Genomic DNA, 19,966 nt, shown 5'->3' on the forward strand with positions numbered 1-19,966 from the left:
GCTCTCGCGAGCGACGATCTCGTACATCGAGCCGCTCGCGCCCGGCGCCGAGACAGCGCGGGGGTCGAAGCGGCCCGGGCCAGCTTGCGTCCCGGGGGCGTCGGGGGGCATGTTGCTTGCGAGAGGCATGGACTGGAGCCGGTTCGACGCGCGCGGGAAGGACAAGGCCGAGGCCTTCGAGGCCTTCGCCAGCCAGCTCTTCGAGCGCTGGTGCCGGAAGGAGTACGCGGGTGAGCTCCGGGAGGTCGGGATCCCCGATGGGCGGGGGGGCGATGGCGGTCTGGACGCGTACGCCGTGCTGGCATCCGGGGAGGTCGTCGGCCTGCAGGCGAAGTGGTTTTCCGGACACCTCGATCGAACCCAGATCGATCAGATCCACGCCTCCTTTCAGCGGGCGATCACGGTACGCCCGGACCTCGTGCGCTACTGTGTTGCTCTGCCCTGTGCCCTGACCGACGACCGCGGCCGCAAGGAGAAGACGGACCGGGCGCGGTGGAGGGACTGGATCGACAGGGCGGCCAAGATTGCGCCGAGCATCGAAGTCGACCTCTGGGACGGGGCGAAGCTCGAGGCGCTGCTCAGTGAGAGCGAAAACGAGGGGCTGCACGCGTACTGGTTCACCGACAGCGTCTTCACACTGACCGACCTAACCCAGCGCTTCGAGGCTGTCCACCGTGGCTGGCTCAACGTCCGCTACGATCCGGATCTGCACGCAACCGGCCGGCTGGAGGAAGATCTCGCGCTCCGTTTGGGTGAGCGTGAAGCGCGCGCGAAGATTCTCCACCATGTGAAGGCGGCAGCGGCCAAGCTGGAGGCGCTGCGCGAGGATGTCGCTCGCCTGGAGCGGTTATCGATTGTCGGACGCGATGTCCCCGACGCGGAGCAACTCCGCGTGGCAGCCCTCGACGCCCTGGACCGCATGATAGGCGCGGGCAAGGCGCTGGCCTATGCGCTCTGTCACGCCACGCCTCCCCCGGACCAGCTGGAGCCGAGCGAGCGCGACGAGCAACACCTCCGCCGGCTCGCCGGGATGCTCCTCGATCTCGAACGCGACCGCTTCCACGTCCCAACGCGCAGCATTCGCGAGCACCTGGAGCGCTGTGTCGACGAGCTGGGGCATCCATCCTCGTGCCTTCGCGCCGCATGGGCGCGCTGGCGCGGAGCGCGACTCCTCGGCGCCTACGTAGGTGCGCCAGGCGCCGGGAAGACCCATGGCCTCGCACATGCGGTCCAGCAGCGGCTGAGCCGCGGGATGCCAGCGGTGATCCTCCGCGCCAGGGATTGCCCTGTCGAAAAAGGATGGGAAGAGATCCTTCGTAATGCGCTGGATCAACCTCGCTCCCGGCTCCCCGAGATCCTGAACGCCATGGAAGCGACGGCGACGCGCGCGGATGTGCGACGGACGCGAAGGCCGGTGCAAGCCCCGCAGGACGCCGCAGACCTCCAGGGCTCTGCTCAACAGGCCGATTCGGCCTCGGTCCGCGATGGCGGGGTGGAGCCCGAGCCGGTCTGCTTCCTGCTCGCGATCGATGGCCTTGAGGAGTCGGGGAAGCATCGCCGCTGGGCCGAGCTGCTCGGCGAGCTTTCGGTGCACCTGGAGCGCCACCCCCGGATACGGGCCGCGGTGACCCTGCGAACGGCCAGCCGCGAGGCGATCCTGGGTCGTGTACGCGTCGGCCTGTTCCATGAGATTGCGCTCCCCACGGACGGTGAGGTCGACACGCTGTTGCGGAAAGCCTGCGAAGTGTGGAAGATCGAGCTCCCGGACAGGCGAATCCGCTGGGCGATCCGGGAGCCTTTGAGCGCGCGGCTCTACTGCGAGCTTCGCCGGCGGAGACCGGCGCACGCAGCAGCCTGGGGCTCTCGGCCCCAGGAGGTGTCCCTCACTGCGCTGCTCAGCGAGAAGCTCAAGCGCGTCGAAGAAGCCCTGCAAGACAAGCTCGAAGGGAGTCGGCGCGTCCCCCTGCGCGAGGCGCTCACAGCGCTCGCCGGGGCCAGCATGGGGCGCGGTGCGATGAGCCGTGACAACGCTGTCGCCGCGGTCTACGCAGCGTTCCCGCCGGCTCAGGGGCTCTCGATCGGCGACGCCCTCTGGCTGCTCGACCAGGCCAAGGAGCACGGCCTCGTGACCGAGTGGGTGACGGAGCCGGACGACCATCTCCATCCGCCGATCCAGCATGTCGAGCTGGCGTCTGAGCCCCTCGTGGACTACCTCATCGCCCGCCGAGCATGCGAGGCGGCGCAGGACGCGCTGGCACGAGGCGAGGCGCCGCCGCTCCCCGAGGTGCTGCGGGATCGGCGCGACGCCTTGACGCAGGCGGCGATCCTGCTCGCGCAGCAGGGGACCAGCCTGGTTCGCTCGGGCCTCTGGCTCGATCAGCTACCGCGCGAGGAGATAGAGCGCCTGGAGCTACGGGCCATCGCCGCGCTGGACGCCGGCGCAGCCTGCACCTACCACGGATGGGTGCTCGACCGGCTGCTGGCCAGCATGCCCTCGTGTCGGCGGGTGCTGGCCGAGCTCTGCATTCCGGTGGCTCGGGATGTGATCCATCCATTCGGTCCCCGCTTCGTCCATGAGGCGCTCCTTCCGCTCCTGCCAGCGCGGCGTGACCAGGTCTGGTCAGGTCCGCGGCATCTGCCCGGCGACAGCGGGCAGCCATGGGAAGGGAGCGGCGATCCGGCCTTGGAGGAGCTCACGCTCGCGGAAGACGACCCGGCGGACGGTCCGCCGCTGCTCCTGGCCTGGGCGCTCACGTCGGTGGACACGGCCTGGCGCAGGCGTCTCCGCGCCGAGCTGGCGCGTTGGGCTTCCAGAGATATCGGCGAGCTAATCCGATGGTTGGATATGGTGATTTGCACCAACGATCCCCAAATGGTCGAGGACATCTCGATGGTGGCCTTCGGGGCCGCCTGCCTGACCGGCGCGGATCCGGGCCTGGTGCAGCTCGTTCGGTGGGTCGACGAGCACGTGCTCTCCCCGGACGCCCCGCATCGCCGGGAGGACGTCGCGGTGCTCCATGCGGCGCGCGGCGTCGTCGAGCGCGCGCGCGCCGTGGGCGTCGACGTGGATCCTGCCATTCTCGAACGGGCGCATCGGTTGTATGCGTCGATCGGGGAAACGCTCCCCATCGACGCCGAGGCCGCCCGAGCGGCAAGTGATCATCACGGAGTCAAGCCTGTCTCGGCGAGATTCGCCTGGTACGTCGTGCCTCCAGCCATCGATCCATTCTTCCGATATGCGGGCTCGATGGATCTGCACATGTGGTCACCGGAGCGGGCAGAGGGGCTCGACCCGCGCGCCGCCCGAATCCTGCGCGCGCATGCGGAGCAGGCAGAGATTTCCACGCTCTCTCCGCTTCGTTTCGCGTTCGGTGCGCTCGTGGCACACCTGCGCGCGATGGGCTGGAGCGAGGCTGAGTTCTACGGAGACACGCGCGGCGAGGAGGCGGCCGCGGCCATCGGGATGGATGTAGCGATCGCGCGGTACCACGGCGATGCCAGGGTACGTGGGGAGGTCAGCCCGGTGTGTACGGTGGCCGAGAAGTACATCAGGACCGGCTGCCGTCAGCTGCAAGCTTATCTCGCGGCGCGTGCACCTGCGGACGTGCGGCGCGGAGCCAACGGGCCGATCGAGCCGCCAGTGGATCCTGTGCGCATCGCCCGGATCGAGCCGAACCCCGCGAGCGACGCCGCCCTAGAGTCCTCCACGGACAGAGAGCCCTGGGTGTTCTGGGCGGATGACGGCCTCGTCTCCTCGATTCAACTGCGCTCCCAGGAGCAGGTGGATCGAGCCGTCGAGTGGGTGAGGACAGCCCCGCCTCCCGAGATCGAGCCCTGGCTTCGTCTTCCGAGAGGCGCAGCCCCGCGCTTCGAACCGGAAGAAGACGAGTGGATCACCCTCTGGGGAGAAGTTCGCGCGCGTGAGCGGGAGAGTCATGCCGACTCCACGCTATGGATCGGAGCCGCCGCGGCAGCAGAGCGCGACGCCGGGTTGCTTGCGGCTCATGCGCGCTCTGTTGACCCACAAACACTCGGTCTCCTCTGCGAGGACGGCGAGTTCGGGTGTGATGGTGTCGATCCTGGGGAGGCCATCTGGGCTCCCTGGTCGGACGAGCGCATCGGAGCGTACGAGATTCCGATGGGCGATCGAACAATCGAGCTGACGGGCACCTCCGTTGAGTCTGGCTATCATGGGCTTCGTGGCATCGCGCGGTCCTGCAGGCTCCCGGCCAGATGGCTACGAGTCCTCCTCGATCTCGTCGACGCGAAGCCCGTGGGAGGAGGCGCGAACTGGTGCTTCATGGATCGCGAAGGGCGCGTAGTGGTCATTTATTCTCATCATTCAAGGGGACAAATCACATGGCAGAAGGCGCTCGTGGTCAGGCGCCGTGCGCTTGAACGAGCGCTGGACGCCCAGAATCAACGCCTCGTCTGGAGCGTCCGCCTGCTTCGTGAACCCGCTCCCGGGATCATCGACCATCTCTCGAAAGACGCTCCATCTGCGCTTCGCAGCTGGCTCTGGCTCGCGGTCATGGGCGACTCGAGCGTCGGCGGCCTGAAGATCGACGTCGTACCCTTGCCGGGTTCAGGCAGCGTCCGCGGGGCTGACAAACCCGACGCCGCAAGCCGACCAGTCTCGGCTCGACGCAGCTCTTCCGAGGCTCCAGTCGGCCCCGGCAACCCGGAGTTAGCCACACCGCTCTCCAGCGATCTCGATGACGATCAGGCCATCCCATACTTTCTCTGGGACGATCCCATCCCCGTCGGCGAGGTCCGACGCCGGCTGAACACCGCATCACCGCCTGAGCGCGATCGGCTACTGGGCAAGATCCTGCGTGAAGCACAGGACCCAGACGTCTGGCGGTTCACCACTCCCGAAGAGGTCGCGGCGCGGTTCAGCCAGCTGGCCCGGCACCTCGGGCGACGCAAGCGCTTCTGGGAGTTTCTGCTGAAGCTATGGCACAAGGAGGGTTTACTTGAGCAAGAGCCTGCTTAGCCCGCTGCAGGAGGAGGTGCTCGCGGCCTTCTTCCGTCGCCAACGACGTTTCTTCGTGACGGGAGGCGCTGCGCTCGCTGGCTTTCACCTCCATCATCGACGAACGGCAGACCTGGATCTCTTTACGACCACGGAGGATCTCGATCACGCCGATGAGGCCCTGCGAGCGGTCGTGCAGGAGATCGGCGGTGCCATCGAGAACAAGGAGACCGCGCCCAATTTTCGCCGCCGTCTGGTGAAACGTGGCAAGGATCGGGTAGTGGTCGATCTGGTCGTCGATCACGCCTTCCAAGGCTACCCGGAAAAGCGGCTCTTTGGCGACATCCGCGTCGATCCACCGGAGGAGATCCTCGCGAACAAGCTCTGCACGCTGCTATCCCGCTCGGAGATCCGCGATCTGGTTGACGTCTATGCGCTGGAGCGCGCTGGCTACAAAGTGGAAGATGCGCTGCCGCTCGCCAAGCGAAAGGATGGCGGCGTGACGCCCGGCTCCCTGGCATGGATCCTCTCGGAGATCGAGATCGGCGATGATGCCTCCATCCCGGGTGACATCGCGGTTTCAGACTTGCGGGCATTCCTCCAGGAGCTCATCTCTCGTCTAGGGCGCTTGGCCTACCCTACGCAGAGCGATGACCCCTGAGGAGCCTGCTGAGCGGTCGTCGCGTGCGGCCTGAGGCAGGGGAGCCTCATACACCCCCGCCAGCGCGCCGCCGGCCGCGGGGGGGCTCCGGCCGAGCCGTCCCCTGGACGCGACGACGTATTTTCTCTGATCACCCGCCCCGCCCGGAACCCTTCCACAGAGACACCCCGCAGCGCGGCTCCCGCCGCGTCGGGGGGAGGTGATGCCATGACCGCACCCAGGATTCCGCCGACCTCGCCCGCCGCGCAGCGCGCGTCGACCCCTGTGCTACGCTCTGCGCCGATGCCGCCGCCTCTCCGCGTGATCCGTCGCTCCGAGGTCGTACCTGACCCCGAGCGCTGGGTGCTGACGGAGGAGACGGTGCCCGAGTCGAGCCCCCATGATCTGTTGAGCGAGCGCATCCGCGACCTGTTGCTCCACGCCGTGCGGTCGCCGGCCGGCGCGTCGTTCGATCTCAGCACGGACGAGGCGGGCGCGGAGCGCTGGTTGACGCCAGAGGAGGCGGAGCGCGCCGCCAAGGAGGCTGCGCGCCGCGAGTCCGCACGGGCCCGGCGCACGGCCGAGGCCGAGCGCGCGGCCCGCGAGGCTGCCGAGCGGCGCGTCCGGGAGCTCGAGGCGCTGCTCGCCCGGGCTCGGTCGTGAGACGAGCTCGGCCGCGCGGTTCGCGACATCCGCCTGTGCGCCCGTGATGACACGCCACCTCGTCAATCGAACACGGCTCGACGGCGCCGGCCGGCTGAGCTACGAACCCGCCGCGCGCGAGGCCCTCCCCCGGGGAGCCCAGGGCGCCGCGCCCTCGCCCCTGATCCGCCGACCCTGCGCGTCATGCCCGAGCCCATCGAGATCTCCGCCGGCGTCGTCCTCCCCGCGGCGGCTTACCGCATGACCGCTGTCCGGGCCGGAGGGCCCGGGGGGCAGAACGTCAACAAGGTGTCGTCGAAGGTGGACCTGCGCGTCGACCTCGAGGCGATCACCGGGCTGTCGGAGGGCGCGCGGGCGCGGCTGCGCAAGACGGTGGCCACGCGGCTCGACGCCGACGGGCTGCTCCAGGTGACGAGCCAGAAGACGCGCGACCAGGGTCGCAACCTGGACGACGCCATCGAGAAGGTCCGCGCGCTGGTGCGGGCGGCCATGGTCGAGCCGGTGCGGCGGAGGAAGACGCGGCCCTCCCGCGGCGCCGTGGAGGCGCGGCTGACCGACAAGCGGAAGACCTCGGAGCGGAAGCGCGGGCGCGCGGGGGCCAGGAACGACGAGTAGAGGCGGCCCGCCCCAGGCTGGCTGCGCCGCGTCGGGCTCATTCCACACCTTCAGCGCATCACGGCGCGGCAGCTTCCCGCAGCAATGCCACCTTCTGCTTCACCAGGGTCCACCCCACGACATCTGGCTCTTCGCGGTGATTCCGCGGGATCTCGGAGCCCGGCTGATGCGCGCTGTGAAAACCGCCTCGGCGGCGACTCGGGATTGATGAGCGCTCCGGTAGAGCGGTAATCTGATCCGATGGCGAACAAGTCCTCTCGTTGGAGCATGGCCCTCGGCCTGGTCGTCGGCCTCGCGGCGGGCATCGCGGCGTGCGGTGGAAGCGGCGCCAGCACCCCGCCCGGATCGAGCGGGACCGGCGGCAACGGCGGCGACGGCGGGGCGGCAGGCACGGGCGGCGTCGCCGAGGGCAGCGGCTCCTTCGGGACCCTTGCCACCACGACGACGGGCACGGGCGGCGCCGAGCTGGGGCTCAGCGTCGAGCCGAGCGCGCTGCAGACGATCACCGTCACGGCGGGGCAGACCACGCCGACCGTGGCGTACACCGCGACCCTGAGGGGCAATCCGGTCAGCGCCGGCTGGAGCGTCGACCGAGGCGACCTCGGAACCATCGAGGCGGGCCCGTCGAGCACGGCCACCTTCGTTCCGCGGGGGACCACCGGGGGCCTCGTCGCCGTCCAGGCGGGGCTGAACGGCGAGACGGTTCGCCGGGAGATCCTGATCAAGCTGGTCGCCGAGCAGAACGGCGCGGATCCCGACAACCCCGCGCAGCAGGCGCAGATCGCCACGTCGGTCCCGCAGCTGACGCAGGGCGGCGGGATCGGCGGGGTCGCCGGCGAGGGCCTCGGCGGGGCGATCGCCGACCCGGCCACCCTCGCGGCGCTGGGCGCGCCGGCCGGAGACGGGAGCGCGCAGGGCCTCAGGTTCCTGTACCCGTACGACAACACCGTCTTTCCTCGAGGCCTGCTCGCCCCGCTCCTCATGTGGAGCTGGGCCGAGGGCGACGCCGACGCGATCCAGATCGAGCTCAGGACCACGAGCGGCTCGTTCTCGTGGAAAGGGACGTTCGGCCGGCCGGCGATCCTGGAGACGACCCAGGGGCCGTTCGTCCGGCACCCCATCCCGCAGGACGTCTGGACCATGGCGACCAACAGCGCCGGCGGGCCGACGCCGGACGGTACGCCGGACCGGCTCACGGTCCGCCTCACCGTCGCCCGCGGGGGACAGGCGTATGGGCCTATCTCCGAGACCTGGACGATCGCGCCCGCGCGCCTGGGCGGCGTCATCTATTACAACTCCTATGGTACCAAGCTCGCGGAGAACCTCGGCGGCGCGGTCGGGGGCAATGGCAGGTTCGGCGGCGCGGTGCTGTCGATCCGCGTCGGCGACACCGGGCCGGCGCTGACGGCGGGGGCCAGCGGGGACGAGAGCGCCTGTCGCGTCTGCCACTCGGTCGCGGCAGACGGCTCGCGGCTGGTCGTGCAACACGGCGACGACAACAGCGCCTCCTCGGCGTACGACCTGAGCCCGAGCGGCGCCACGGAGCAGCCCATGTCCGTCGGCGCGAGGTTCCCCGCGGTGTTCCCGGACGGCTCCATGGCGCTCTCGCCCTCGGGGCAGCTCCTGCCCCTGCCGGGCGCCGCGGCGCCGCTCCCGGTGACGGGGCTCCGCGAGGTGGCGACGGGCCTCGGAACGCCCGCGTTCTCGCCGCGCGGCGAGCTCGTGGCGTTCAATCGGATGGGCGGCACCAACCAGCAGCTCGTCGTGATGAGGTTCGACGCAGCGACCCGCGCGTTCAGCGATCCTGTGGTCGTGGTCGATGACGCCGGGCAGCCCGCCGAGACCCGGCCGGGGTGGCCGGCGTTCTTCCCCGACGGCCAGTCGGTCGTCTTCCACCATCAAACCGCGGCCAGCAACGAGGGCAACGGGGACGGGGACCTGAAGACGCGCCGGGGCGCCAAGGCCCATATCGCCTGGACCAGCATCACCGGCGCAGGCGACGTCACCCCGCTCGACCAGCTCAACGGCAAGGACGCCGCGGGCAACGTCTATCTGCCGAAGCTGAGCGAGCCGATCGCGATGACATGCACGGCGGACGGCACGTCGGTGGGCGGCATCGACGCCGATCACGGCGACGACGCCAACCTGAACTATGAGCCGACGGTCAGCCCCATCGCCGCAGGGGGGTATGCGTGGGTGGTGTTCACCAGCCGGCGCCTGTACGGCAACGCGGCGGTCATCCCGCCGTTCTGCAGCGATCCGCGCGGGGTCGACCTCGTGACGAACATCACGACCAAGAAGCTCTGGGTCGCCGCGATCGACCTGAACGCCGCGCCGGGCACGGACGCGAGCCACCCGGCGTTTTACCTGCCCGGGCAGGAGCTCCTGGCCGGCAATGCGCGCGGGTACTGGGTGTTCGATCCGTGCAAGCCGGACGGCGACGCGTGCAGCGCGGGCGACGAGTGCTGCGGCGGCTACTGCCAGCCAGGCCAGGACGGGAGCCTGGTCTGCACGAACACGATCCCCGAGGGCTCGTGCTCGCAGCCCCGGGAACGGTGCGAGACGGGCGCGGACTGCTGCGACCGGACCAACCGTTGCATCAACGGGCTGTGCACGGAGGCAGGTCCGCGCTAGAGCGACATCGAGCGCGCGCGGCCGCAGGTCGCGAGGACCCCACGAGAACGCCGGCTCGGAAAGGTTCAGCGGCAAACCGGCGCCGATCTCGGGTACGCTCGCGACGAACCGAGCGGCGGGGAGCCTGACCCGGGGCGCCGGCGACGGCCGCAGGGGCACGCACGGCGGCCCGCCCGCCGACCGGGGGAAGAGGGGCGGATGCCTGGCCATCAATCGACTCGTATTCTCTCGCTGCTCATCCTCTCCTCGGCCCTGGGGTGCGTTCAAGAGCCCCCGTCGGGTCGCGTGGTCCATGGGGGCGGCACCAGGGCGGGCGGCGCCAACGTCGGCGGGAGCGCCGGGGCGTACACGCCGGAGGAGCCGCCGGAGCCCCGCGCGCCTCCGGCCCTGCCGATCATGATCGAGCCGGGCGGCGCGCACGCGTTTCGATGCGCGGTGCGGCTCCGCCTCGACGTCACGCCGGTCGCCGGGGAGCGACGGCTGCTCCGCGTGGTGGCCGAGAACGCGACCGATCAGCCGCTCGCGCTCGATCTGCCGGACCGATGCCCGAACGGGCTCGTCGAGCTCGATGGGCTCGGGCCGGGCTACGATTATTACGGGACGTGCAACGCGGGGTCGTGCCTGGGCGCGGGCTCGACGCGTCGTGTAGCGCTCGGCCCCGGCGAAGCGCGGCCGATCGCGGAGGCCACGATCGCGCTCCGAGGCGCGCCGCCGTGCACGTCGGCGCTGCCGCCGGGCCAGCACGTGGTGCGCGCCAGCGTGCGCACCGCGAACGTGCCCGTCTGCACCGCGGAGGCTGTCCTGGAGGTGCCCGGGGCCGCGCGTCCGCGGTCACCGCCGAGCTCCCCGCCGCCCTCCGGCCCCCCGCAGAGCACGCCCGCGTCGAGCGACCCCTATGCTTGCCAGAGCCCCACCGACTGCGTGCTGTCGTGCCCGGAGCCTGCGGGGTGTTGCGGGTGGCCGTGCGGATGCCGGCACGCAATCCACCGCGACCATCGCGCCGCGTTCGAGGCGAATTTCGAGAAGACTTGCACGCGCCCGCCGCGCTGCCCGGCCGTCGGCTGCGCCTTCGAGCGCGCCGTGGGCGCGACGTGCAGGAACGGGCGGTGTGTGGCGACGAGCACGCCCGGAGGGCTCTGATCGGGCGGAGTCCCCCACGGTCGAGGCGCTCCCGCGTCCGCCCGCCTCGGGCGAGCGACGGCGCTCGCGGCGCCGGGCCTCCTCCTGGACTACCTGCCGCCGCCCGCGGCAGGCGCGCCGTCCAGCCACCGGATGCACGTCCGTAGCCCCTCGCGGAGGTTCCGCTGCGTGCTCACGGCGGACATGTCGAGGCCGAGCGACGTGATCAGCGCCGCCACCGCGGGGCGCACGCCGGTGATGATCCCCCTGGCGCCGAGCAGCTCCACCGCGCGGACGATCCGGAGCACGTGGCCGGCGGTCGCCTCGTCGATGCCGTCGACGCCGGTCATGTCGAGGATCGCATAGCGGGCGCCGGTCCGGACGATCGCGTCGAGCAGCTCCTCCGTGATCACCCCGGCCCGCACGCCGTCGAGCGTGCCGATCAAGGGGAGCGTCAGCACGCCGTCCCACACCTGGATGATCGGGGTGGCGAGCGCGCGCAGCTCGCGCTGCTGCCGCTCGATCAAGAACAGCTTCTCGCGGAGCTCCTGCTCGGTCTTCTGGAGCTCCTCGGCGATGCGGGCCCGCTCCTCGACCTCGCGCTTCAGCTTGTGCAGCGCGATGGCCAGGTCCGCCTTCGTCGCCCGCTCCTCCTCGAGCAGCCGGTTCAGCCGCTCCTCCAGGGTGATCGTCGCGCGGCGCACCGTGAACTCGTCGTGCGGGTCGCCCCGCGCGGCGAACGACGTCTGCTCGACCTCGCACTCCTGCCCGAACAGCCGGGTGCAGTAGCCGGCCAGCTTGCCCGCGATCATGCTGCTCCCCCAGCAGACACCCAGCTCCTTCTGGTAGAGCGCCTCCCACCCGTTCACCACGCGGAAGCGCGCCTCCTTCCGCTCCCGGTCCACGGAGAGCACCTGCCACAGGCCCCAGCCCGCGGTGGCCGCCCCGATGCCGAGCGCCCTGAAGCCCTCCTCGAACGTCGGGTAACCGGAGAGATACTTCCAGTCGTCTCCGATGCTGAGCCGCCCCCCGCTCTCCACGGCGAGGTTGAAGCGCTCGGTCCCCGCCATCCGCTGGAACCCGGCCATCAGCCCGAGCACGCTGCTTGACACGAACATGGACACCGAGGGGACGCCGGCCCAGGTGCACCGACCGTTCTCGACGTCCCATTCGATCGGCATTCCGCCGACGTCGACGCGGATCTTCTTGTCCGAAAGCTGAGAGCTTGTGCTCATAACCTCTCCGAGTCCACGAGCTCGTATGCCCGTCTTCCGCAGTGTACCGGCTCGGCCCGGCGCGCGTCGCCCTCGACGGGCGCGCCGCGACAGGCCTCGATCCGGCCAAGACGGCAATCTGGGACTCGTATGGATGCACAGGCGTCCGGGACGCCCGGGTCGAGCGAGGGCTCGCTCAGGCGGGCGAGGGCTCGCGCGATCGGCGCGGCGGCGCGCGCCGTGTCACGGCAAGTTGGCGTCCATCCAGGCGAGCCGTGCTCTCAAGAAGTCGCGCATGACCTGCAGCTGCCCCTCCCACGTCGGCGCGGTCGGGCCGCCGAGGAAGCCCTCGCTCGACTCGATGATGCTCGGCACCGGCCACCTGGCGAAGTCGCGGACCACGGCCCGCGAGAGCGGCGCGCTCAGCTCGTTCATGCGCTGCTCGATCGCGGCCTCGGACAGGAGCGTCTGGCGGAGCGCCGTGTAGCGCGTCCTCACCTGGGCCATGAAGCTCGGATCCGCGGTGAGCTTCTGATACCAGTTGTTGACGTTCCTCTGGCCGCTGAAGCGAAAGCCGGTGTCCCCGCCCGACTCCGGCGTCGCGCTCTGGGCGCCCACGCCGCCGAGCGCAAAGTTGTAGTCCCACAGCGGGCCGGCCTTGAGCTTCTGATCGCGATCCTTGAAGTAATACGCGCTCCGCACGTACGCGTCCACGTTGAGCGTCAGCTCGCTGATGATCAGGTAATCGATGAACGACGGCACGTCGATGTACGCCGCGTAATCGCCGATCGGCGTCTGATGGAGGCTGTCGTGGAACTCTTGGACGTACTGCGTCAGCCAGGCCTTCTGCTCGTCGTTCAGGGGATCGGGATCCACGACCTCGAGATCGACCCAGCACGTGCCCCCTGTGCCGGGGCGCTCGCCGCCCGGGCGCCCGCCGAAGCCGCCGAACCCCGGGAGGGGATCCGAGCCGGTGCAGAGCAGCTTCGGCTCCTCGGCGGCCGCCTGGTCGAACTTGAAGATGTAGCCGCCGCTGATCGCGGGCAGCCCCCGATCCTCCTCGTCGAGCTGCTCGAGATCGGTGCGGACCTTGTTGTTCTTGATGGTCTCCGAGATCCAGTAGATGCCCTGGTAATCCGCTTCCCCGATGGAGCGCGCGTCGTAGTTCAGGTAGACCTCGGCGAACTCGACGCGTGGCGCCTCCAGGCCCATGTCCCGGCCGAGGGTGTAGGTGAACGGATTGCGGATCAACGTGCGGTCGTAGTAGGGCGGGATCAGCGCCCAGTCCGAGTCGGCGGGCATGCCCAGCACCTCGTAGTCGAGATCCTTGTCGTCGTTGTCCCACAGCTCGAGCTTGTACGGCGTCTGCGGGAACGACTGCGACGACTGCCCGCGGACGTGATAGCCCCCGCGCATCGCCATCGTGGGCAGCGACGCCATCGAGGCCACGCCGTCGACCGGCTCCCAGATCATCACCGCCGCGTCGAAGTAGACCTCCTTGTCGGTCGGCTTGCCCTGGCCGTAGCCGTCCACGACCACGATGGGAATGTCGGAGGTCGCGTCGATGGTGCGCGCGATGTAGAGGCCCGTGCTCACCGCGCCGCTCGCGACGCCCCCCACGAACGCCTGCGCGCGGACCTGCGTCGTTTCCGTGAGGGTCACGGGCTCGCCCGTGTAAAGCGTGGAGGCCGCGGTCGGCCGCTGCCCATCCAGCGTATAGCGGATCTCGGCCTCCGCGATGGTCGTGATCATTCCCACCTGGATCCGATCCCTGAACGTCTGGCTCGGCGTGGAGAACGCGACGTCGCCGATCAGGGACGGAGTCGCCGGGGCGGCGCCATCGCCAGGCTCGGTCGATCCTTGACCGCAGGCGACGCTCAGCGCAACGAGGGCGAGCGAGATGGAACGGGGAAGCCAGGCAAAGCGCGCGCGTTCGAGCATGTCATGGTTCTCCACATACTGCTGTGTCGATAGCTCAAGCTCTCGTCATTGTACGGACACACAGGGCTGCCGCGCTACACGTTTCTCGCGCGGCGCCGGCGGCGGTCCGTCGACGTACGGAGAGGTCGCCGGCGCAGCGTCGCACTCCGCGGTTCCCGGCGGCGCACGACCCGCGCAGCGAGGCTCGTCCCGGTTGCGGCCGCGCTGGTCTCCTGGCATCGGATCCTGAGGAGGAGCGGCCATGGCACGATGGCAAAAGGCATGCTCGCTGATCGTGGTGGCGGCCGCGCTGGCGACCGCGGGCGGGGCGCGGGCGGCGGAGCCGACGGCGGCCGACCGGGAGCGGGCGCGCACGCTGCTCCTGGACGGGCGGGCGAAGCTCGACGCAGGCGACGCGCGAGCCGCGGTGAAGGCGTTCCGGGCAGCGCACGCCATCATGGGCGTGCCCACGACAGGCCTGGATCTCGCCAGGGGCCTCGTGGCGCTCGGGCGGCTGATCGAGGCGCGGAACGTCGCGCTCGACGTGACGCGCTCGCCCGGGGCGCCGTCGGAGCCCGGGGCGTTCACCAGGGCGCGGATCGCGGCGGCGAAGCTCGCCGAGGATCTGGCCGCGCGCATCCCGGCGCTGGTCATCGAGGTGAGCGGGCCGCCCGGGGGCGAGGCGGAGGTGACCGTGGACGGCGCCGCCGTGCCCCCCGAGGCGCTCGGGCTCCTGTGGAAGGTGGATCCGGGCGAGCGCTCGGTGGAGGCGACGGCGGCGGGCTTCCGGCGGGAGCGCCGGACCGTGCGGGTGCAGGAGGGGACGACCATGCCGGTGAAACTGACGCTCTCGGCGGGAGGCGCGACGGGAGCGGGCGTCCCGGCGTGGGCCTTTTGGTCCGGCGGGGCGGGTCTCGTCGCGCTCGGCCTCAGCGTCGGGTTCGCGGTCGATCACGCGAGCGTCCGCAGCACGGTCGCTGAAGACTGCCCTCGGAACCTCTGCGCGCGGTACGACGACGCGGCCGCCGATGCCCTCGAGGCCCGCTGGAACCGCGATATCGGGCTCGCGGTCGGGCTCGGGGCGGCGGGGCTCGCCGGGATCGGCGCCGCGGTGTACGGGATTGTCACCGCGGCGCCGTCGACGCTGGCCGACGCTGCGATCACGCCCTGGTTCGCGCCCGGCGTCGCCGGCTTCACGTGCAGGAGTGTATTCTGATGGACGCAAGGCGGAGCCCTCGCTGGATCAACGGCCTTCGGGCGGTGGCGTGCGCGGGTGTCGTGGCCGCTGTCCTCGCGCCGGGGCTCGGCTGCGCCCCCGACCTCCGGGGCGGCTGCGGGGACGTGACCAGCGACCCGGAGCACTGCGGATCGTGCGGGCATAGCTGCCTGGGCGGCGCCTGCGTCGACTCCGTCTGTCAACCCGTCCTCCTCGGCACCGGCCCGGAGCACGCGTTCGACGTGGCGGTGGACGCGACGGACGCGTACTGGACGAGCCAGGGCCCCGAGGGCGCCGGCGACGGCGCGGTGAGCAGGGTGTCCCTGCGCGATGGCGGCGTGTCCACGCCGATCGCCGTGGCGCAGCCGGTCCCCCGCGGGCTGGCGATCGACGACGTCGACGTCTACTGGGCGAACAGCGGCGATGGCACCGTGATGAGGGCGCCGAAGGCGGGGGGCGACGCGGTGCCCTTCGCCGCCGAGCAGAGCCCTCAGGACATCGCCGTCGACGGGACGTACGTTTACTGGACGAACTTCAACGGACAGGTGATGAAGGCGCCGGTCGACGGGAGCGAAGCCCCGACCGAGCTCTTCGCCGGGCCTCAAACGCCCGACGGCATCGGGCTGGACGGCGCGCACGTTTACTGGGTGAACCGGACGGACGGCGAGGTGAGGAGGGCGCCGATCGACGGCCCCGGCACCGCCTCGGCGCTGCTCCACGACGGGCCGGCCAACGCCACCGACATCGCGGTGGACGCCACGCACGTCTACTGGACGAACTTCGAGACCGGCGAGGTGCTGAAGATCTCGAAGGACGGCAGCGACAGCGCGCCGACCGTGATCGCCGGCGGGGAGTCCAGCCCTTTTGGCGTCGCCGTGGATGCGGCGTTCGTCTACTGGGCGAACAACGGGAGCGGCGAGGTGAGGCGGGCGCCGCTCGAGGGGGGCGCGGCGGTCACGATCGCCACGGGCCAGTCCGGACCGAGGCGCATCGCGCTCGACGAGGCCGCGATCTACTGGACGAACCACAACGGCGGCGAGCTCATGATGCTGGCGAAGTGATCGCGAGCGTCCGCGCCGACGCGGCGACCCGCGACGCTCGCGCGGCGCCCGCTCGTACCGCGCCGGGCGTTCTCCACGCGAAACGCCGGCCCATGCAGCCGAAAAGGGCGCCTTGGCGCGCGCGCGGGCGCGTGTTTCCCGGACAGGTCGGCTGAGCGCGCTCGTGACATGTCACGCCCTCACCGCGACATGTCACGCCCCCCGAGCGCGTCGAGGTGCGGAGAGAGCACCTCGGCGAGCCAGCTCATCACCGCGCGCACGCGGCGCGGCACGCTCCGCTCGTGCGTGTGGAGCAGCGTGACCGGCATGGGCGCGCAGGGGAGGGCGGGCAAGACCTCGACGAGCGCGCCCTCCGCGACGCGGGCGAGCATCCCTATCCGCGGCGCCTGGATGATGCCGAGCCCCGCCACGCACGCGGCGACGTAGGCGTCGGCGCTGTTGACCGTCACCACGCTGCGCATCGGCCGCTCGCGGTAGCCGCCGTCGTGGGGGTACTCGAACGACGGCGCGTCGGCGCCGAGCGTCGTCGAGTAATGCACGACGAGGTGCCGATCGAGATCCTCGAGCCGGAGCGGCGTGCCGTGCCTTCGCAGGTACGACGGGCTCGCGCAGTTCATCATCCGCAGGACGCCGAGCCGCTTGCCGACGAGCTGCTCGTCGCCCGGGGCGCCGATGCGCAGCACGCAGTCGAAGCCCTCGCGGAGCGGCTCGACGCGCCGATCGGTCGTGCTGACGAGCACCTCGAGCTGGGGGTGGCGCGCGAGCAGCTCGGGCAGGCGCGGGATGATCACGTCGCGCGCGAGGTGCACCGGCAGATCGATCCGCACGCGCCCGCGCAGGGCCCTGCCCCCCTGGAACATCGCGCCGATCTCGTCGGCCTCGCGCGCGAGGCGCCGCGCCCGCGGGAGCAGCTCCTCCCCGTCGGGCGTGAGGCGCACGACGCGCGTCGTGCGCTGGAGGAGACGGACGCCGAGCTCCGCCTCGAGCGCCGAGAGCCGCAGCGACACGCGCGCCTTGGGCACGCCGAGGTGCTCGCCGGCCCGCGTGAAGCTCCCGAGCTCCGCCACCTTCACGAAGATCTTCAGCGATTCGAGATCGACGCTCATTGTTCCGGCTGACGAAACAGTGTGTCGGAATCCCGGGGCTTTCTCAACCGGAGACGGCTCGCTATTCACGATCTCGGACAGCGGCGAGGCGCCGCGTTGCCCTCGAAAGGATCCGACCATGAGCACACCGAAGCAGAGCCCCGTCGCCCTCATCACCGGTGGGAGCCGCGGGCTGGGAAAGAGCATGGCCCTCCACCTCGCCGAGCGCGGCGCGGGCGTCATCCTCACCTACCGCAGCGCCGCGGCCGAGGCGGCGGGCGTGGTGAAGCAGATCGAGGCCAGGGGAGGCAAGGCCGCGGCCCTCGCGCTCGACGTCGGCGACACGCGCGGCTTCGACGCGTTCGCCGGGGCGGTGCGGGCGGAGCTCGCCGGCCGCTTCGGGCGCGATCGCCTCGATTGCCTGGTGAACAACGCCGGCATCGGCGCCCACGCGAGCTTTGCCGAGACCACGGAGGAGCAGTTCGACGCGCTCATGAACGTCCACCTCAAGGGGACGTTCTTCCTCACGCAGAAGCTCCTGCCGCTCCTCGCGGACGGGGGGCGCATCCTCAACGTCTCGTCCGGGCTCGCGCGGTTCACCTACCCCGGGTACTCCGCGTACGCCGCGATGAAGGGCGGCGTGGAGGTGCTCACCCGCTACCTGGCGAAGGAGCTCGGACCGCGGAAGATCTCGGTCAACGTGCTCGCGCCGGGCGCGATAGAGACCGATTTCGGGGGCGGCCGCGTGCGCGACGACGCCGAGCTGAACCGGGCCCTCGCCGCCCAGACCGCCCTCGGTCGGGTCGGCCTCCCGGACGACATCGGCGGCCTGGTCGCCCTGCTCCTCGCGCCCGAGAGCCACTGGATCACCGGCCAGCGCATCGAGGCGTCCGGCGGCATGATGCTCTGAGGGCGCCGCTCATCGCGGGGGCTCGGGCCTCGCCGGCAGGGCATCGTGCCGCCTTCCACGTGCCCAGGCACGTGTCCGGGCACACGGCTGTCCCGGGGGGAGGTGCGCGGGCTCTCCCGTCTCGCGCGCACGAGGTGACTCTCCGAAGTAGGTGATCCCCCCGGATCTCGGCTACCCTACGGCCCATGGCGGCGGCTCCCGTGGCGGTGGGCGATGTGCTGGCGGGCAAGTACCGCGTGGAGCAGATCGTGGGCTCAGGTGCGATGGGCATGATCGTCGCCGCGTGGCACCTGGAGCTCGAGCAGCGGGTCGCGATGAAGTTCCTGCTCTCGCCCGGCGTCGGGGACGGCAACCCGGCGGAGCGGTTCCGCCGCGAGGCGCGCGCGCTGGCCCGGATCAAGAGCGAGCACGTGGCGCGCGTCCTGGATGTCGGCTCGCTGCAGGACGGGATGCCCTACATGGTGATGGAGTTCCTGGAGGGGAACAACCTCGCGGACGAGATCCGGGCGCGAGGCCCGCTGCCCGTGGTGGAGGCCGTGGGCTACATCCTCCAGGCCATCGAGGCCATGGCCGAGGCGCACGCCGCGGGGATCGTGCATCGCGATCTCAAGCCGGCCAACCTGTTCCTCTCGCGCCGGCCCGACGGCGGGCGGGTCCTCAAGGTCCTCGACTTCGGCATCTCCAAATCGCTGCTCGGCAGCTCGCGCGACGAGCTGGCGCTGACCAAGACAGCGGCCCTCCTCGGCTCGCCGCTCTACATGTCCCCGGAGCAGGTGCGGTCTGCCAGGGACGTCGACGCGCGCACCGACATCTGGGCGCTCGGCGTCATCGTGTATCAGATGCTGACCGGGCGGACTCCCTACGATGGCGACTCCGTCGCACAGCTCTTCGCCTCGCTGCTCCACGAGGTCCCCGCCACGATGGCTCAGCTCCGCCCCGATATCCCGCGCGAGCTCGACGCGGCGGTGATGTGCTGCCTCGCCAAGGAGCCCGACCAGCGGTGGAGGAACGTCGGGGATCTGGGGGTTGCGCTGGTCGGGTTCGGTCCGGCCGGGAGCCACGTCCACGTCGAGCGGGCGCGCCGCGTGCTCGGGCTCCCGGATCCCGGACCGGCGCCGTTCAGCCAGCCCGGGGCGGCGTACAGCCAGCCCGGCACGGCGTACAGCCAGCCCGGGGCGACGGTCAGCCTGTCCGGTGCGACGACCGGCGGCCCTCCGGCCGGCGAATCGCGCCTGTCCGTGCCGCACGGCGGGCTGTCTCCCGCGGCGTCCGCGGAGACGGGTCCCACGGCGAACTCGTGGAGCAACACGGGCCACGCGGCGCGCGCGGGGCGCAAAGGCGCGCTCCTCGGCCTGGCCCTCGCGGCCGGCGGCGCCCTGGCCGCGCTCGCGCTCGGCGCCGTGCTCTTCCTGCGCTCCGGGAACACCGCCGGCGGCGAGCAGGCCCCCGCGCCCGCGGCGGCGTCGCCGCCCGCGGCGGCGGCGCCGGAGCACGCGCCCGAGGGGGCCCCCGGCGCCGCGAGCGCCGAGGCACCCCCTGGCGCCGCGAGCGCCGCAGCGCCCGAGGCGGCCCCCGACGCCGCGAGCGCCGCAGCGCCCGAGGCGGCCCCCGACGCCGCGAGCGCCGCGGCGCCCGAGGCGGCTCCCGGCGCGCCGGAGCCGCCTGCGCCGGCCAGCAGCGCGGCCGCGCCGCCGCCGGAGACGTCCTCCAGCCCGGCGGCGCCGCCCACCGCCCGGCGGCCGGCGCCGCCGGCGACCCCTGCGCCCCGACCGGCCGAACGCCCGCGGCCGGGCCCGGGAGCGCGCCCGGACCCAGACGGGAGCAATCCGATCAGCGACTTCGGCGGGCGGCGCTGAGCGCGGCGCCCGCGTCAACCGGGCGACGGCCCACGGGCCCTGTCGCGGTCAGCTTGGA

At 71.4% G+C, this 19,966-nt stretch carries 13 protein-coding genes; 10 read left to right on the top strand and 3 right to left on the bottom strand.

Translation table 11 applies throughout. The features are described from left to right. The first annotated feature begins 127 nt into the window (after nt 1–127). The 6 genes from WMF31_RS02860 to WMF31_RS02885 all read left to right on the top strand — a co-directional run bounded on the left by WMF31_RS02860 (nt 128) and on the right by WMF31_RS02885 (nt 10,667). Nucleotides 128–4,996 carry a hypothetical protein gene (locus WMF31_RS02860; RefSeq protein WP_436600467.1) on the top strand — a complete coding sequence of 1,623 codons (4,869 nt, stop codon included), beginning with the start codon at nt 128–130 and terminating at the stop codon, nt 4,994–4,996. After that, nucleotides 4,977–5,636 carry a nucleotidyl transferase AbiEii/AbiGii toxin family protein gene (locus WMF31_RS02865; protein ID WP_436600468.1) on the top strand — a complete coding sequence of 220 codons (660 nt, stop codon included), beginning with the start codon at nt 4,977–4,979 and terminating at the stop codon, nt 5,634–5,636. Before WMF31_RS02860 ends, WMF31_RS02865 begins: the two co-directional genes overlap by 20 nt. A gap of 282 nt (nt 5,637–5,918) precedes the next feature. Beyond that, nucleotides 5,919–6,278 carry a hypothetical protein gene (locus WMF31_RS02870; RefSeq protein ID WP_436600469.1) on the top strand — a complete coding sequence of 120 codons (360 nt, stop codon included), beginning with the start codon at nt 5,919–5,921 and terminating at the stop codon, nt 6,276–6,278. 183 nt (nt 6,279–6,461) lie between these two features. Continuing rightward, nucleotides 6,462–6,893, top strand: coding sequence for an alternative ribosome rescue aminoacyl-tRNA hydrolase ArfB (gene arfB, locus WMF31_RS02875; protein WP_436600470.1), 432 nt, complete (start codon nt 6,462–6,464; stop codon nt 6,891–6,893). Between the two features lie 240 nt (nt 6,894–7,133). After that, nucleotides 7,134–9,527 carry a hypothetical protein gene (locus tag WMF31_RS02880; protein WP_436600471.1) on the top strand — a complete coding sequence of 798 codons (2,394 nt, stop codon included), beginning with the start codon at nt 7,134–7,136 and terminating at the stop codon, nt 9,525–9,527. 198 nt (nt 9,528–9,725) lie between these two features. After that, nucleotides 9,726–10,667 (top strand): hypothetical protein, encoded by a 942-nt coding sequence (locus WMF31_RS02885; RefSeq protein WP_436600472.1) that lies wholly within the window; start codon nt 9,726–9,728, stop codon nt 10,665–10,667. 89 nt (nt 10,668–10,756) lie between these two features. Here WMF31_RS02885 and WMF31_RS02890 read toward each other — a convergent pair whose 3' ends face one another. Both WMF31_RS02890 and WMF31_RS02895 read right to left on the bottom strand, forming a co-directional pair. After that, a complete protein-coding gene (locus WMF31_RS02890) occupies nt 10,757–11,881 on the bottom strand; it encodes an STAS domain-containing protein (protein WP_436600473.1) in 1,125 nt (374 codons plus the stop codon). A gap of 222 nt (nt 11,882–12,103) precedes the next feature. Next, nucleotides 12,104–13,801 carry a CotH kinase family protein gene (locus WMF31_RS02895; protein ID WP_436600474.1) on the bottom strand — a complete coding sequence of 566 codons (1,698 nt, stop codon included), beginning with the start codon at nt 13,799–13,801 and terminating at the stop codon, nt 12,104–12,106. Nucleotides 13,802–14,042: 241 nt separating this feature from the next. Between WMF31_RS02895 and WMF31_RS02900 the strand changes: the two genes are divergently transcribed. Both WMF31_RS02900 and WMF31_RS02905 read left to right on the top strand, forming a co-directional pair. Next, nucleotides 14,043–14,996, top strand: a complete 954-nt coding sequence (locus tag WMF31_RS02900; protein WP_436600475.1) for a hypothetical protein — start codon at nt 14,043–14,045, stop codon at nt 14,994–14,996. Beyond that, complete coding sequence (locus WMF31_RS02905; RefSeq protein WP_436600476.1) at nt 14,996–16,057, top strand: hypothetical protein; 1,062 nt, start codon at nt 14,996–14,998, stop codon at nt 16,055–16,057. The genes WMF31_RS02900 and WMF31_RS02905 overlap by 1 nt, the downstream gene beginning before the upstream one ends. 179 nt (nt 16,058–16,236) lie before the next feature. Here WMF31_RS02905 and WMF31_RS02910 read toward each other — a convergent pair whose 3' ends face one another. Continuing rightward, the gene (locus WMF31_RS02910; protein WP_436600477.1) at nt 16,237–17,163 is read right to left on the bottom strand and encodes a LysR substrate-binding domain-containing protein; all 927 of its coding nucleotides are present in this window, start codon (nt 17,161–17,163) and stop codon (nt 16,237–16,239) included. A gap of 118 nt (nt 17,164–17,281) precedes the next feature. Between WMF31_RS02910 and WMF31_RS02915 the strand changes: the two genes are divergently transcribed. Together WMF31_RS02915 and WMF31_RS02920 are read left to right on the top strand one after the other, a co-directional pair. Next, nucleotides 17,282–18,052, top strand: a complete 771-nt coding sequence (locus WMF31_RS02915) for an SDR family NAD(P)-dependent oxidoreductase (RefSeq protein WP_436600478.1) — start codon at nt 17,282–17,284, stop codon at nt 18,050–18,052. A gap of 185 nt (nt 18,053–18,237) precedes the next feature. Next, on the top strand, nt 18,238–19,908 hold the full coding sequence (locus WMF31_RS02920) for a serine/threonine-protein kinase (protein ID WP_436600479.1): 1,671 nt from the start codon (nt 18,238–18,240) through the stop codon (nt 19,906–19,908). Nucleotides 19,909–19,966: the final 58 nt, after the last annotated feature.

The organism is Sorangium sp. So ce1036 (assembly GCF_051369805.1).
Taxonomy (GTDB): domain Bacteria; phylum Myxococcota_A; class Polyangia; order Polyangiales; family Polyangiaceae; genus Sorangium; species Sorangium cellulosum_F.